This window comes from Pseudomonas sp. LBUM1669, assembly GCF_059695705.1.
Genome location: NZ_CP166785.1, coordinates 68604 through 85626, shown reverse-complemented (window position 1 = coordinate 85626; position 17023 = coordinate 68604). Strand labels below are relative to the sequence as shown.

General features: G+C 56.5%; 4 protein-coding genes and 6 pseudogenes. 7 read left to right on the top strand and 3 right to left on the bottom strand.

Annotated features, from left to right (window positions below; translation table 11 throughout):
- The first annotated feature begins 686 nt into the window (after positions 1–686).
- From ACA051_RS30330 to ACA051_RS30310, 5 genes and pseudogenes are all read left to right on the top strand, one after another.
- Positions 687–7661, top strand: a complete 6975-nt coding sequence (locus ACA051_RS30330) for an autotransporter-associated beta strand repeat-containing protein (protein WP_497375922.1) — start codon at positions 687–689, stop codon at positions 7659–7661.
- A gap of 1103 nt (positions 7662–8764) precedes the next feature.
- A pseudogene (locus ACA051_RS30325) lies at positions 8765–8926 on the top strand (transposase); the annotation flags it as partial.
- Positions 8927–9134: 208 nt separating this feature from the next.
- Positions 9135–9475: pseudogene (gene tnpB / locus ACA051_RS30320) on the top strand (IS66 family insertion sequence element accessory protein TnpB).
- A 35-nt stretch (positions 9476–9510) separates the two neighbouring features.
- Positions 9511–9765: pseudogene (locus ACA051_RS30315) on the top strand (transposase domain-containing protein); the annotation flags it as partial.
- Positions 9766–10026: 261 nt separating this feature from the next.
- Positions 10027–11462: pseudogene (locus ACA051_RS30310) on the top strand (IS1182 family transposase).
- Between the two features lie 272 nt (positions 11463–11734).
- Here the strand turns inward: ACA051_RS30310 and ACA051_RS30305 are convergent.
- The 3 genes and pseudogenes from ACA051_RS30305 to ACA051_RS30295 form a co-directional block, all read right to left on the bottom strand.
- A pseudogene (locus ACA051_RS30305) lies at positions 11735–12458 on the bottom strand (IS5 family transposase).
- 89 nt (positions 12459–12547) lie between these two features.
- Positions 12548–12703 carry a hypothetical protein gene (locus ACA051_RS30300; RefSeq protein ID WP_497375920.1) on the bottom strand — a complete coding sequence of 52 codons (156 nt, stop codon included), beginning with the start codon at positions 12701–12703 and terminating at the stop codon, positions 12548–12550.
- A gap of 858 nt (positions 12704–13561) precedes the next feature.
- Positions 13562–14176, bottom strand: coding sequence for a recombinase family protein (locus tag ACA051_RS30295; protein WP_497375918.1), 615 nt, complete (start codon positions 14174–14176; stop codon positions 13562–13564).
- A gap of 93 nt (positions 14177–14269) precedes the next feature.
- On the opposite strand from ACA051_RS30295, the pseudogene ACA051_RS30290 reads away from it, so the two are divergent.
- Both ACA051_RS30290 and ACA051_RS30285 read left to right on the top strand, forming a co-directional pair.
- Positions 14270–16427, top strand: a pseudogene (locus tag ACA051_RS30290) (Tn3 family transposase); the annotation flags it as partial.
- Positions 16428–16652: 225 nt separating this feature from the next.
- A complete protein-coding gene (locus ACA051_RS30285) occupies positions 16653–16937 on the top strand; it encodes a hypothetical protein (protein ID WP_497375916.1) in 285 nt (94 codons plus the stop codon).
- Positions 16938–17023: the final 86 nt, after the last annotated feature.

Genomic DNA, 17023 nt, shown 5'->3' with positions numbered 1-17023 from the left:
TACTTTTGGCGTCTATATCCACACCATTTCCCCGTAGAGTTCGCTCGACAAGTCTACTCTCGGAGCTATATTTGTAATGCCCCTGCGTTTTTGTACTTTCGAATACATCGAAGCTTGTCCCTTCGCGACGCAGGGTCGCATAGGTGGCCGGGCTTCTGGTTTGGCCCGTCTGAGGCCGACCAGCCAGTCGACCCCGGGTGTTTAATCAACTGTGTCCAGGAAGGCTGTCATGTTTCTTCGTGGGATAGACAAAGTCGACAATACAGCAATCATTTGCGCCTTGGTTCAAAGTCAGGTTAGCAATGTCAGCCTTGAGGCTAGCATGCTCAATGCGGTCTGCCAGCGTGAATGAAGATGGGCCGGTTCTAGGTGCCTGATCGAACCGCACCGCGTACCTCAATTCCGACATTTTATCGCTCAAAGAAACGTCAGCTACAATCAATACGTTGCTCGGAGGTACGATGAATACACACATACGGGGCGTGTTACATCAGCCATGGATAAGGGTGTGGATCAGGCGGAAATTGAACTCCGAGGGAGTTTGTGGTGACGTTGCTCGCATAGGGCTAGACCGTTCCACAGATCTTTCGTCCTACACCCCTGAAGTGGGTTTAAAAAAAACCGTATACGTATCTTTCACTGCCTTGGTAATCGCCGTGATTTCCACGACTGCGCACGCGGCTATCTTGACTTGGGATGCCAGCGGCACAGCCACCACCACCACAACGGCGACCGATGGTACCGGTACTTGGGACACTACCACTTCGCACTGGAACAATAATGTCAGTGATCAAATTTGGAACAATTCGGCTGGCGATACAGCCGTCATTGGCAATAACAACGGTCTTGCTGGCACCTTGACCCTGGCCGCTCCGATTACCGTCGGCGGACTGATTTTCAATGCACCGGGCATTGGCTCATACAACTTGAGCGGCAGCACCCTCACCTTATCGGGCAGTCGCACCATCACTACCAATGCGGGCGCGAGCATATCCTCGACGCTCGAGGGCTTGGCAGGCCTGATTAAGGCCGGTAGCGGAACCCTCACCTTGTCCAGCGCAGCCAACATCTATACCGGAGGTACGACGATATCTCGGGGAACCCTGGTGTTCGGTGCAAACGGATCCCTCGGAGCTGGCACCATCACACTTGGCGATGCCACAACCGGACCGAACAATGTCGCTCTGTTGGCCAATTTTGGAAACTTCTTCAGCGGCCGTATTCTTAACAACATAATTGTGAGTCATCTAGCAACCGGTATAGTTTCCATCGGTACGACTGTTTTCAACATCGGCTCGAACGGAACTATTTTCGAGGGCGCGCTTACACTGAACCGCGACGTCAGCTTAGCTCCGGGAAACTCGGATCGGACGACGTTTGACGGTCAAATCACTGGTACTGGCAATATCACCATTCCTAGCACTAGCTCCGGAGGACGAATATCTTTCGGAAATAATTCCAATAACTTTCTCGGCAACATTACGATTGACCAAGACGCGTTTCTGCAAATAAGCGCTGACGGCGCTATTCCGAATACAACCAGCCTAACAGTCAACGGACGTCTTGGCTTCAACGCTGGCAACCCCACCATCGATGGTCTCAACGGCGCTTCGACTGGCACCATCAACCTATTTGGGATCGGTTCTTCAACGTTGACAGTTGGGGCTGCGAACGGATCGGGCGATTTCGCCGGTGCCGTGGGCCCCGGCTTGCTATCGTTCATTAAGAGTGGGACCGGAACCCAAACTTTATCCGGAATCAATACTTATACTGGCACCACTACGCTCAATAGCGGCGTACTCAGCGTGTCCAATCTCGGTAATGGTGGGATCGCCAGCAACATCGGACAATCGTCCAATGCAGCAGCTAATCTAGTCTTCAATGGAGGCTCGCTGCGGTATACAGGTGCCGGTCATAGTACTGATCGCCTGTTCACGCTGAACGCCGCAGGTGGCACTATCGACGCGTCCGGCATTGGTGTAATCAACTTTACCAGTGCTGGCGCCGTCGACCTGAGCGCTCAGCCGGGCGCCCGCACTTTGACTCTGGCCGGTAGCAATACCGGTTCAAATACGCTGGCGTCTTTCCTGGGTGACGGCGGAGCGCCGTCATCCCTGATCAAGGCGGGGCCTGGAACTTGGGTGCTGGCCGGTACGAATACCTACACTGGTACCACCACAGTCGGTGCCGGCATCCTGCGTGCCGGCGTCGGCGGTCAGGCTTTTGGCAGCCAGTCAGCGGTGACATTGAGTAACGTCGCCGACGCCGCGCTAGACCTCAATAATTTCAATCAGGCCATTGGCTCACTGGCGGGTGGTGGCGTCAACGGAGGCAATGTATCCCTCGGCATCGCGACTCTCTCCACCGGCGGAAACAACACCAGTACCTCGTATGCAGGTGTGATCAGTGGCACGGGCGGCTTGACCAAATTGGGCTCCGGCATCCAAACCCTTACTGGCAACAACACCTATTCGGGCACCACACTCATCACAGCTGGAGCATTGCAGTTAGGGAGCGGTGGCACCGCAGGCGCGATTGGCGGAAATGTAACGGACAACAGCGTGTTGATATTCAACCGCTCAGATGCGTACACTTTTGCCGGTACCATTTCCGGCAACGGTTCGGTGGCCCAGCTCGGCAGCGGAAGCACGACGCTGACTGCCAACAGCACCTATACCGGTGGCACCTCTGTGTCGGCCGGCACCTTGCAGCTCGGGAATGGCGGCACCACTGGCAGTATCCTGGGCGATGTCGCCGACAATGCGACCTTGGCCTTCAACCGCTCGGATGCGTCCTCCCTCACCGGCATCATCTCCGGTACCGGTTCAGTGGCGCAGATCGGCACCGGACAGACCACGCTGACCGGTACCAACACCTATACCGGTTCAACGAACGTGGCCGCTGGAGCGCTGTATGTTAATGGCGATCAGTCGGCGGCAACCGGCCTGACCAGCGTCGCCGCCGGCGCCACCCTGGGCGGCACCGGGACCCTGGGCGGCAGTGTGAGCGTGGCCGATGGCGCCACGCTGTCACCGGGCGTACCGGGAACAGTCCCAGGGCAACTGAACATCAACGGTAACCTGGGCCTCACTGCCGGGTCGATCCTCAACTATCGCTTTGGCCAGGCAGGAACCGTGGGCGGTCCGCTGAATGATCTCACCACCGTCGCGGGCGATCTCACCCTGGATGGCACCCTGAATGTCACCACCACCGCGGGCGGTTCGTTCGCCCCCGGCATCTATCGTGTCATCAGCTATGGTGGCGCCCTGACGAACAATGGCCTGGCTCTGGGCGCGCCCCCCTTGCCCTCGACGCTGAGCGTGCAGACGGCAGTCGCCAACCAGGTCAATCTGGTGAACACGACTGGGCTGACCCTGAACTATTGGGATGGGGCGGCCGGACCGAAGAATAACGCCGTCATCAATGGCGGGGATGGTGTCTGGCAGAGCGTTGGCAGCAGCGACAACTGGACTGAGGCGACGGGCGCGATCAATGCGCCCTTCAGCGATAACTCCTTTGCGATATTCATGGGGCAGACCGGGACAGTCACGGTCGACAACAGCCTGGGTCAGGTCACTGCTGCGGGCATGCAGTTCGCCAGTGACGGTTATGTGCTGAGCGGCGGATCGATAGCCTTGAACGGCTCACCGACCAGTATCATCCGTGTCGGCGACGGCACCGCGAGTGGTGCCGGCTACACGGCAACCATCAATTCCGCGCTGACCGGCGCCTCGTCCCTCGAGAAAGACGATCTGGGCACTCTGCTCCTGACCGGCGCCAACACCTACACCGGGGGCACTGCCATCAATGGCGGGGTGCTGCAGATTACGAATGATGGAAACCTGGGCGCGGCAGCAGGAACGCTCAGTCTGGATGGCGGTACGCTGCGCACGACAGCGGATGTGGCCATGGCGCGTGACACCACGCTGGGGGCCTCTGGCGGAACTTTTGATACGCAGGCGGGCACCTTGGCCCACAGCGGTATTATTGTCGGAGCGGGTGCCTTGACCAAGACCGGTGCCGGCACCCTAACCCTCACTGCCGCCGAGACCTACACCGGCGGCACCACGGTCGCTGCGGGCACCCTGCAACTCGGGGATGGCGGGACCAGTGGCAGCCTCGTAGGCGATGTCACCGACAACGCGACCTTGGCCTTCAATCGCTCAGATGTCACCACCTTCAGCGGCATCATCTCCGGCACGGGGTCGGTGGCTCAGGTCGGCTCAGGCACCACGGCCTTGACCGGTAGCAACACCTACAGCGGCGGCACGACGATCAGTGCGGGCACCTTGCAACTCGGGGATGGCGGCACCAGTGGCAGCCTCCTGGGCGATGTCACCGACAATTCCACCCTGGCCTTCAACCGTTCGGACGTTGCCTCTTTTGGCGGGGGCATTTCCGGCACGGGATCGGTGGCACAGATCGGCTCAGGCACGACGGCCCTGACCGGCAGTAACACCTACAGCGGTGGCACCACGGTTGCTGCGGGCACTTTGCAGCTCGGGGATGGCGGCACCAGTGGCAGTATCCTGGGCGATGTCACCGACAATGCCACCCTGGCTTTCAACCGTTCGGACGCGACCACCTTCAGCGGGGTCATCTCTGGTACGGGGTCGGTGGTTCAGATCGGCTCCGGACAGACCACGTTGACCGGCATTAACACCTACAGTGGATTAACGAACGTAGAGGCGGGATCGCTCTTTGTTAACGGAGATCAGTCGGCGGCGACCGGCCTGACCAGCGTTGTATCGGGCGCCAACCTGGGCGGCACCGGCACCCTGGGTGGAAATGTAAGTGTCGCCGACGGCGCTTCCATCTCGCCGGGCGTGCCGGGAACCGCTCCAGGCCAGCTCAACATCAACGGCGAATTGGGACTTAGTGCCGCCTCGATCCTGAACTACCGCTTCGGCCAGGCCGGTGTGGTGGGTGGCCCACTGAACGATCTCTCCGCGGTCGCAGGCCATCTCACCCTGGATGGCACGCTGAATGTCGCCACTCCGTCCGCTGGTGCCTTCACGCCAGGCATCTACCGCATTGTCAGTTATGGCGGCACGCTGACCGATAACGGACTGGTGCTTAGCACAACCCCCTCGGCCACCACCCTGGCCGTGCAGACCGCGGTGGCGAACCAGGTCAATCTGGTGAACACGACGGGGCTGACGTTGAATTATTGGGATGGTGCGGCGGGGCCGAAGAATAACGGCGTCATCAATGGCGGCGATGGCATCTGGCAGAGCGCGGGCAATAACGACAATTGGACTGACATCACTGGCGCGATCAATGCGTCTTTCAGCAACAGTTCCTTTACTGAATTCATGGCCCAACCTGGCACCATCACGGTCGACAACAGCTTGGGCCAGGTCACTGTTGCGGGCATGCAGTTCGCCAGTGACGGTTATGTGCTGAGCGGTGGGACGATCGCCTTGAGTGGCTCACCTATCAGTATCATCCGTGTCGGCGACGGAACTGCAAGCGGTGCCGGCTATACAGCGACCATCAACTCGGTGTTGGAGGGCGCCTCGTCCCTCGAAAAAGAGGATCTGGGCACTCTGGTCCTGACCGGCGCCAACACCTACACCGGCGGTACTGCCATCAATGGCGGGGCGCTGCAGATTGCGAGTGATAGCAACCTGGGCGCAGCGGCAGGCACGCTCAGTCTGGATGGCGGTACGCTGCGCACGACCGCGGATGTGACCATGGCGCGAGACACCACGCTGGGTGTCTCTGGCGGCACTTTTGATATGCAGGCGGGTACCTTGGCCCACAGCGGTATTATTGCCGGAGCGGGTGCCTTGACCAAGACCGGCGCCGGCACCCTGAGTCTGAGCGGCGCCAATACGTACACCGGTGGTACCGCCCTTAAGAGCGGGCAGATCACGCTGGGGAACAATCGCGCCCTGGGCGATGGCGCCCTCTCAATGGACGAAGGGACGACGCTGGGCTTCTCAGTCGGTGGCCTGAATGTGGCCAACGCTATTGTACTCACGGGTACCAGCGATCCCATTGTCAACACAGGGGTGTTAGTTGAAACACTGTCGGGTGCCATCTCGGGTAACGGCGCACTGACCAAGGAAGGCAGTGGCACCTTAATACTTTCTGCGCCCAATACTTACAGCGGTCCCACCACGGTCGCGGCCGGCACCTTACAGGCCGGTGCGGCGAATACCTTCAGTGCCGCCTCGACGCATAGCGTATCGCCAGGCGCCACGTTGGACACGGCAGGCTTTCACCAAGATCTGGCCGCGTTGCAGAATGCCGGTATCGTCAGTTTGCTCGGCGCCAGCCCAGGCAACACGCTCAGGGTCACTGGGGCCTATGTTGGACAGGAGGGCGTGCTGAAGCTGGGAACGGGATTAAGCAGTGGCACTACCAGCGTGAGTGACCGCCTGATTCTGGATGGTCCCGGGGCCAGTGCGAGTGGCCACACCTTTATCCAAATCGCCAACCTGAAAGGCCTCGGAGCAGCGACTACGGGCAATGGTGTTGAGATTGTGAGCGGCCTTGGCGGTGCTACCACCACCGCGCAGACCACCAAAAGCGCTTTTACGCTGGCCAACGGTCATGTGGATGCCGGGGCGTTTGAGTATCGCCTCTATGCGGCTGACAGTCAGGGCGCTGGCGAAAATTGGTACTTGCGTGCTACTACACCTGTGCCGCCGACGCCCGAACAGCCCACGCCTCCTGGCGTTCCGACTTATCGCTCCGAAGTACCCTTGCTCTCGGCACTGCCTACCCAGATGCAACAAGCTGACTTGGCAATGCTTGGCACCTACCGTCAACGTATCGGTGATGACTTCGGCACCAGTGTCACGACCTCCTCTGGCTCGGCCGCAGCCCCTCGTCAATCCTGGGTACGGGTGGTCTCCAGCAATCTCGATATTGAGAAGTCAGGCATTGCCAGGCCCCACGCCGACACCAGCATGACGGGTGTGCAAGCCGGTACTGATTTGATAGCGGTCGATAACTGGCACGCCGGTGTGTACGTGGGCTATCTCAAGGGCAGCGCCGATGTCAGTGGTAATGCCCATGGCACCACAGGCAATGTCGGTCGCAATGACCTGGATTCCAACTACCTCGGCGCCTATGCCACGTGGATGGATGCCAGCGGCTTGTATGTCGACAGCGTGCTGCAGGGGGGACGTCATGACTATACCGTTCACCCTGACATCAACCCCAACGTTTCGGGGGACGCCTACAGTGTGGCCGTCTCCGTCGAGGTGGGTAAACCTTTTGCGCTAGAAGGGCCATGGAGCATTGAACCGCAAGCGCAGCTGATCTATCAGAACACCAATACGGACGACGTGAACATCAGTGGGGCCAAAGTACGGACCGATGGTAACAATGGGTGGGTGGGGCGTTTAGGCGTACGCCTCAAGGGGGATATGATCAGTTCTGCAGGGCGACTGATACCCTATACCCAAGTTAACTTCAACCATGCCAGTTTCAGTGACAGCAAGGCCTCATTCATTGGCCCAGCAGGCAAGACGTCGCTCAAAAGCCCTAACGGTTACGATACGGCGGAGCTGGCCGTCGGCTCGACGCTCGCGTTGTCGCCCTCGACCAGTCTGTATGGTGAGTTTGGCCACCAATGGAGTCTTGGAGGAGACACGACTATCAGTTCCAATGTGCAAGGATCTTTTGGTGTGAGGATCAATTGGTAAAACAACCCCACACCCGACGGTTGCCATATGGCAACTCACTGACTTCAGTCTGATTTTCTTTGACCAAAGCGGTCTAAAGCAGTGTCGTCGCACACGCGACGGCACCTGTTGGGCGCAGCATAGGGTTGAGTCGAACCGTCAATTGCGCACACGCGGTTCTGTCGCATTATGTGTGCGCAGCCTGTGCAACCCTCGAAATGGATACCGTGAATTTCTGATGAATGCCCCCATTGCGAGAAGCTCCTAATGCGACAGAACCCTTACGCCAGCCTTGGTAAAACCAACAGATATGGCTCGATATCCGTCAGAGTTCCGTTCAACGTATCCGATGGTTAGCTGGACTGGTTAGAGGGCTTCATCAGCTCGAATAGAGCTGTCCCCTGCCTCACGCCGACAAAGCCCTCTAACCAGTACCGCCAAGGTGTATGAGTTTACCAGAACGAAGGGATGTTGCTCGAAACGTGCTGGGCCAGGAGAGAGTGGGCAATGGAGCCTCCTGAATAGCTTACGGGCTCTGCTTGTGGGCTGCTCTCTACCGTTAATAGTAAGACTTGCGCTGGTCACCAAGGGAGGCCAGAGTTGTACTTGCAATAATCTGGCGACTGGTTGCCGTACTAGCCCCTACAGAATCAGAGACAAACTCCCTGTTAAATTGATGCTGCTGTTATGCGTTTAACTCTTTCTGAGCGATAGTTCAAAGCGCTGTGCGGATATTGCTCCTTTCCCCAAACCTCAAGCTGAGAAGATGTGAAATGGCGCGAGTCGGCAATCCTGGATTGAACTGAGGTGGCGACGTGACGAACACACATGCTCAAAGCCATTGGCAAGACACCCATTGAACCTCTCCACATGGCCACCTGTCACTGCACTGCCTTTGTTCTAGAGATCCATTTACCAACAGATCTGCCTGAACCACCTCGGTAGCTGCTCAATTTCCCCGGCACACTAGATCGCCCAACTTAACCCTGGGATTTCCGGGGATCTGCGGATCGTGGAAACGTCCTTTCTTCCTGAATAGCCCGTCCTCTTTATGGTAACCGTCCGGTCAGCGCCCACTGCTGACCGTTCTCCAAATTAGCCAAGCTAGTGGACACCATTTTTTAGTGGACACTATCTTGGATAAAGCTCCCGGTCGTCGCCCGAACTTCCCGCTCGAATTCAAACGCAGAGTCGTCGAAACCTCCTACCACCCCGGCGTTTCGGTGTCGTTGGTCGCTCACGAATACGACGTCAATGCCAACATGGTCTTTCGCTCGCGACAGCAATACCTGGATGGCGCGTTCGGCCCAATCAGCCAGAGCGCAACGCTCTTGCCAGTCGAAGTGATCGAGGCACCCATCGACTTGCCGCAACCAGCGACGATGCCAAAAGAGCCCATTCCACGATCCGGATCGAAGTGGGCAAAGCCAAGCTACACATCACCGGCATGCCTGATCCGCAGACCTTGCAACTCGTCTTGCAGCAGTTGCTGCAATGATTGCGCCTCCCGTAGGAACCCGCATCTGGATCGCGCTGGCGTCACCGCGCGCCGGGGCTTCGACAGATTGGCCGCGTTGGTGCAAACGCAGCTGGAAGCCGATCCCCTCTCCTGTCAGATCTTTGCCTTTCGCGGGCGACGCGGTGATCGGATTAAATTGCTGTGGTGGGACGGCGACGGCTTGTGTCTGTTCTGCAAGCGCTTGGAGCAAGGCCGCTTCATCTGGCCTCAAGCGACCAGCGGCAGCGTTTCGCTGACGGCGGCGCAGTTGTCGATGTTGTTGGAAGGCATTGACTGGCTCAGGCCAATTCGTACCGCGCCCGCCCTCGCGGTCTGACTTTACGCGCTGGAAATCATTAGTAACATTCGGCCATGACTCACGTGACCGATCCCTTTCCGAATGATCTTCAAGCCTTGAAGGCCCTGGTCTCTGCCCAGCGGGCAGAGATCGAGCGCCTGAAAATAATGATCGCCAAGTTGCGGCGCACGCAGTTCGGCTGAAGTTCCGAGTAGTTGGACGCGATGATCGATCAACTTCAGTTGAGCCTTGAAGAACTCAAGGTCAGCCAAGCCGAAGTGACTCCAATCACTGAGCCAGCACCGCGTACAGTTTCCCGTCGCAAACCACCACGCCTACGACACGCCGATTGGCGTACTCGCACCGGGCACCGGCAAAACAATAACGACCATTCAAGCGGCCGTAAATACTTTGCGGCAGTCAATTGCAGGGGTAAATCCATTTTTCCCCAGCTCGCCAATTTCTGTCCAATCCCCACCGGCAACGTTCTCAATCCAGATGAAATGCGAGCTTGGCTTTAAGGCCAAAAGCCGAAATACAGCGAGGATGATCTAAGCTTCTGATCGTCTAGATCGTATCGGGGGGCGATCATGAAGCGATTCATTGAAGGCGAGGCCCGGACGCAAGTGGCTCTGCTGCTGGAGTGCCTGGACGATTACGTAACCGAAGAAAATCCAGTCCGAGTGGTCGACGTTTTCGTCGATGAGCTCGACTTGGGGGCACTTGGGTTTGAGGGCGTCGATCCTGCTGCAAAGGGTGGTCCGGCCTATCATCCAGCGGTCTTGCTAAAGATCTATATCTACGGCTATCTCAATCGGATTCAGTCCAGCCGCCGGCTTGAGCGTGAGGCCGAGCGCAACGTCGAGTTGATGTGGCTAACGGGGCGTTTGGCCCTGGACTTCAAAACCATTGCCGACTTCCGCAAAGACCACGGCAAAGCCATTCGCAGCGTATGCCGCCAGTTCGTAGTTCTTTGTCGCAACCTCAATCTCTTCTCCCAATCGATCATCGCCATCGACGGCAGCAAATTCAAAGCCGTCAATAATCGCGACCGCAACTTCACTCAGGGCAAGGTGAAGGCACGCATGCAGCAGATCGAGCAGAGCATTGATCGATATCTGGCGGCGATGGATTCGGCGGACCGGGCAATGCCCGAAGTGGCCGAGGCCAAAGCAGAGCGGCTTAAAGAAAAGATAAAAACACTGAAAAAGCAGATGCAGACACTCAAGGACATCGAGGCGCATCTCCACGAAAGTCCAGACCAGCAGATCTCCCTCACAGACCCAGATGCACGCTCAATAGCTACGAGCGGCCGAGGCACCGGAACGGTTGGCTACAACGTACAAACAGCTGTCGACGACAAACACCATCTGATCGTTGCCCATGAGGTGACCAACGTTGGTAATGATCGTGGGCAACTGAGCAATATGGCGAACCAAGCGCGTGAAGAAATCGAGACTGAATCGCTAACGGTGATGGGCGACCGAGGCTATTACAAAGGTCTGGAAGTCCTGCTTGCGGGCAAGCCGGCATCACTACCTTCGTACCGAACCCCCTCACATCTGGCAGCAAAGCCGAAGGCCGATTTGGTAAGCAGGACTTCATCTATCTTGCGGCGTCGGACGGGTATCGACGCCCTGCGGGGCAGTTACTAACCAGGCGGCATTCGTCGATGGCAGACCGCATGTTATTGCATTGTTACTACTTCTCGGGCTGCCAGTCCTGCTCAATGCAAAAGCAATGTACGACGGGTAAGGAGCGCCGTGTGAAGCGCTGGGAACATGAGGCCGTAGTCGACGCGATGCGGGTTCGGCTAGAACATGATCCAGCGATGATGAGGGTTCGTCGACAGACTGTTGAACATCCTTTCGGAACGCTCAAGTACTGAATGGGAAGTACCCACTTCCTGACCAAAACCCTGCCGAAGGTGAGCACTGAGATGAGCCTTCATGTGCTCGCCTACAACCTCAAACGAATGATGAGCATCTTCGGCATCGCAGGACTGCTTGAGGTGATCAGGGCGTGAACCCAGCCGCTTGGCAAGCCAGTTAAGCCGTTTGGGCCGCTGACGCGGTCCAAACGGCATTACGAACGTCTATGTTACCGACTAAGCTAATTCGCGCTTCCGCCCGCTGATTCCATAGGCAACCCTCGCGACTCTCAGTTTTCGAGGTATTTAGTGCGTTTTCACACAGCCTGGACCCTAAGCAGACGCTCAAGAAAAAGAGTCTTCCAAGAAAAATGACAAACTCTGTTGCTTAAATCTTGGAGATGGGATTACTAGGGCCTGTTGACGTTTCACATGGGTAGCCAGAGGAACCCGCAGGCCATGGCCACTGTGCTCTCGTAGTTCCTCTTCAGTTTGTCGTATCGAAACGCCACTGCGCGGTAATGTTTCAGCCGCGCAAAGGCATTTTCGACCGATGCCGGCAGCGATTGCCTTTGATTGAGTTACGCTTTCTCGGGATCACTGGTCGAGCACTTTGGGCTTCTATCTGTTCGCGAATACGCTCACCGTCGTAGCCTTTGTCGGCAACGATGACCTCGGCTGATGGTAGCTGCGCAATTAATTCAGGGGCGGCAGTACAGTCATTGACGTCACCTCCAGTGATCTCGAAGCCACAGGCAAGCCATGTGCATCGACAGCCAGGTGGATCTTGCTCGTGTGGCCAGCGCGGCTTATGCCGATCGCTTCTGGTTGGTTACTGGCGGCGCCCGAACTGTGCTGATGGGCCTTCACATAGGTTCCGTCGATGAAAGCCCAATCAAAATCTGGGTCTTCGATCAACGTATTGAAAACCTTGAGCCACTTGCCAGCCACCGACCACGCGTTGAAGCGCTTGTAGACTGAGTTCCAGCATCCAAAAGCGCTGGGTAGATCTCGCCACGGACAACCAACGCGCATCCGGTAGAGCATCCCCTCGACGGTCAATCGTAAATCAGGCTTGTGGTAAATAGTTTGCTGAAGCAGAATTTTTTCCAGCTTCGACCAAAGCTCGTCACTGAGCATCACTCGGGGCATTGCAAACTCGCAGGATTGTCGGTGTTAGAACCTCTATTCTGCGGGTTTGCTCTTCTTCCTCCGCTGTCCCGGTGAAACGTCAACAGCCCCTAGACGGCGACGTCGAGTTTGAGCTTTTGGCTCTTTTCCTTGTTAAGCACGAACTCGACATACCCGATAAACAGCGGGGCTCGCTCAGACGACCGATCGGTGTTTTCGAAAATGGTTCCAGAGCCGTCAGCGAGTACCAGTGCAATAGAAGTCATGTGCATCTCCGAGGTATTTAGGGTTGGCTTAAATTGGGCCTTTGGGTGTAACTTGGTATGAATCACATGGCATTGTAATCGACTTGCTAACACGTAGCTATATGTATATGGTATTAAATAGCACTGCGCGGGTGGCAGTGTCGCTCCACCCTGTCCCGTGCCGGCGCCGGCATGAAACTGGTGAGTTTAACGATTTCACAGTGAAAACTGCACATCGCCCTGGCTTCGGCTTGCAGACTCAGGCACGTGAAATTTCACTGTGAAAACCTATGTCGCCCTCTCATCGATGCCTGCGACGATTTGGACATTGGAGGGGGACCGAAAAAATCCGGCCATCGCTGTGGAGGAGGTTTTCACGGTGAAAACCTCCTAGTCGAACAGCTGGCGACGGCCTCGCGGCATCTGCAGGCACTCAATTTGTGCGTCTATCGATTAGGTCGGCGCCTGTGGCCAGAGGGCGATAGTTAAGTCGCGTGAGTCTTTCACAGTGAAAACCTGTATCAGCTCGGGTAACGCCAGACGCCACTATCAGCATGTTTTCACAGAGAAAAGGCTCTAGCCGAGATCTGGTAATGGAGTCGTGGCTCAGTCTGTTACATCGTCGTAGTGTTCATAAGGTACCCGGCGGTCTGCGGCCTGGATAAGCAAGCCGCGGAAGGTTTTCACTGTGAAAACGGGCGGTAGACTCGTGCTTGCTTTTACAGGCGACTCGCATGGATAGATCAGGGTTCGACCTGGTGTATGGGCATGGTTAGTGGAGTTTGAGTTTTCACAGTGAAAACTTGTGGTGAACAGGTATCTGTTCATTAGCAGCGTGCTGTACCTGGGGTCGGTTCCGGCTGGGGGCGAAATCACACCCTAAGCCGTTTCCCGATGTCTGCGAACGATTTCAGTGACGGTGTTTTTGCTAATACCGAGATCTCGGGCGATCCATCTGTAGTTGCGTCCCGCTTCAATGGCTTCAATGGCTTCGATGACTTTTGGATAAAGCTTGTCGGACTTCGGGTGCACTCCTACTTGCCGTCCAAGCTTCCTTCCTCGGGCGCGGGCAGCGGCCAGGCCTGACTTGACTCGTTCACTGATGAGATCACGCTCGAACTCCGCAATGCCGGAGAGAAACGTCGCGAGCATACGACCATGCGGTGACGACAGATCGAACGCCATACCGTTCATGGCAATGACGGACACCTTCCAGCTTTCCAACTCACGGAGCGTATTGAGGAGATCTATCGTCGACCGCTCCCATCGAGACAGCTCCGTTACGAGAATGACATCGATCTGTCGTGCCTGGGCTAATGCCATGATTTTGCGCCGTTCGGCGCGGTCAAGCTTCGTACCGGAACCGGTCTCCTTAAAGATTCCGGTGGGATCGTAACCGGCACGACTGGCAAACGCTGTCAGGTCACGCTCCTGCCGTTCACATGATTGGTCTGCGGTCGAAACTCGACAGTAGATGGCGGCGCGCTGTCCCAATTGAACCCTCGTCGTTTATGGTGTTGGAAAGCCTTGGTTTACATGGACCGGTTTTTGTCCAAATCAGACTATACTTCAATAGGGACAGGCTGGATGCCAAGACGACAGATACTCACCGAACGACAACGCTCAGCATTACTCGATTTACCAACAGACGAATTGTCACTGCTTAAGCATTACACATTGACAGACGACGATCTGGTGATAATCCAAGAACGCCGCAGACAGGAAAACAGACTGGGGTTTGCCTTACAGCTTTGCGCACTGCGATACCCAGGACGGGCGTTAACTCCAAGCGAGCTAATTCCGCAAGCAGTCCTTTCGTTCATAGGGGCACAACTCGGAATTCCACCCGATGCGCTCATCATTTATGCTGCGCGGCGTCAAACTCGTCAGCAGCATATGGGAGCATTGCGAGAAATTTACAGCTACAAGACGTTTGTTGGCCGCGGAGCTCGTGACATCCGTGATTGGCTTTTCGATCAAGCTGAAGATGCCCGCTCCAACGAGGATATCGCTCATCGTCTGGTGATCCGTTGTCGTGAAACTCTGACGATATTGCCAGCGATATCGACCATTGAGCGGCTGTGTGCTGACGCACTGGTTGCCGCCGAGCGACGAATCGAGACACGTATTGCGCAAAGACTCAATACTGACGCCAGTGCGCGACTCGATGGGCTGTTAACCGAAATGTTTGATGAACATACCAGCCGGTTCATCTGGCTCCGCAAATTTGAGGTCGGAAACAATTCAGCAGTAGCGAACCGTTTGCTAGACCGACTAGAGTTCCTGCAAGCCTTGGAAATCGATCCGCAGCTGCCCGCAGGTGTTGCGCCACACCGCATCACACGCCTGCGTCGACAGGGCGAACGTTACTTTACCGACGGCCTGCGGGACATTAGCTCAGATCGGCGCAGGGCAATCCTTGCCGTCTGCGCTGTGGAATGGGAAGCGGCAATCGCCGATAGTGTGATCGAAACCCATGATCGGATCGTTGGAAAAACCTGGCGGGAGGCAAAACGGCTGAATGATGTGAGAGTTGCCGACTCAAAAACAGCCGTCACCGATACCCTACGAGCCTTCACGTCGCTGGGAGCCTCTTTGCTCGAAGCTCGTAATGATGGTGTTCCGCTGGAAATGGCCGTTGCCAAATTATCGGAGTGGAGTCGGCTTGAACAACTAGTCGCAACCGGCACCCAGCTCAGCAATACGCTCGCCGGTGAGCCATTGGCTTATGTTGGGAACGGCTATCACCGCTTCCGCCGCTACGCGCCTCGTATGTTGCGATGCCTGAAACTCAAGGCTGCCTCCGTGGCCCAGCCCCTGATTACGGCGGCAAAAGCCATTGGAGAAAAGCTAGCGTCACCCTCGACATGCGACAGCGTCGTACGGCGGAATTCGAAGTGGCACCGCCATCTGCGAGCACAAGGCCAGGGTGACAACCGGTTTTTGGAAGTAGCGGTTCTGTTTCACCTACGCGATGCTTTCCGATCCGGTGACATCTGGCTCGAGCATTCGCGCCGCTACGGCGATCTCAAGCAGGTGCTGGTGCCCATGAGTACCGCACAGACTAATGGAAGGTTGGCCTTCCCCCTTGATGCGCAGATCTGGCTGACTGATCGAAAGGCGCGCCTTGCAGATGGTCTGAAGCGCCTTGCACGCGCAGCCCGCAACGGAACCATCCCACACGGCAGCATTGAGGATGGAACGTTACGAATAGACCGGTTGACCGCTGACGTACCAGACACGGCACAGGATCTGCTAATTGATCTCTATCGTCGGATGCCGCCTGTTCGGATCACAGATATCTTGCTTGAAGTCGATGCGGCTCTCGGATTCACCGACGCTTTCACCCATTTACCAACGGGTGTGCCATGCGATGACCAGATCGGCCTGCTCAATGTTCTACTCGCGGAAGGGCTGAACATGGGACTACGCAAGATGGCGGAGGCCACAAACACACATGATTATTGGCAGCTCTCGCGTCTTGCCCGCTGGCACGTCGAGAGCGAAGCCATCAACCAGGCATTGGCGCTAGTGGTAGCAGCGCAGGCAAAACTGCCCATGTCCCATGTCCCATGTCCCATGTCCCATGTCCCAAGTCTGGGGCATGGGCACTACCGCTTCAAGCGATGGTCAGTTTTTTCCATCTGCTCGCCAAGGCAAAGTCATGAACCTGGTTAACGCAAAATATGGCACGGACCCCGGCCTTAAGGCGTACACCCACGTCAACGACCAGTTCGCGCCGTTTTGGTAACGCGAAGGCGCTTGATCCGCTACTCCTTTACGCGCTCGCCCTGGCGGAAAGCCGCTACGGAGCAGGCGGACCTCTGGTTCGGCCACACCCTTATGCGATTAATTGTAAGGGCAGCAAACCGGCATACCCGGAGACCAGAGAAAAGGCAGAGGTTTACCTTCGAACAGAACTGAAGCGAACGAATCTCTGTGACGTCGGCGTCATGCAGGTAAATATTCGTTGGAATTGAGCAGCGCTGAAACGCTCATCAAGAGCAACGCGTCCGCTGTTGAGGCAACTATTTTTTTACTGAGCTATCGGCAGTTGGCGTTGAAGCCTGATGAAGACATCGACGTTGAAGCCGTTATAGCTGCATTTGATGTCTACCAGGACGCGCATGGTGCTGCTCGCGGTGGAAAGGTTGATGAAACCGCTCTTCTAGATATCAATGATGCTTGGGTGATTGCACGAGATTATCGCTCTGCCGAATTGAGTGAACACTATTGCGGTCACTGTGGAATTTAGTTTTTCCGTCCTGTGAGGCTGTCACAAAAATCCTGCCCATTGTGTCAGTTGCTAGAGGTTGAAGATCAGACTTCGGCTTTTGACAC

Excerpts from the sequence above, each read along its gene's own strand:
- ACA051_RS30300 (WP_497375920.1), bottom strand. The coding sequence starts at position 12,703 with ATGACTTCTATTGCACTGGTACTCGCTGACGGCTCTGGAACCATTTTC.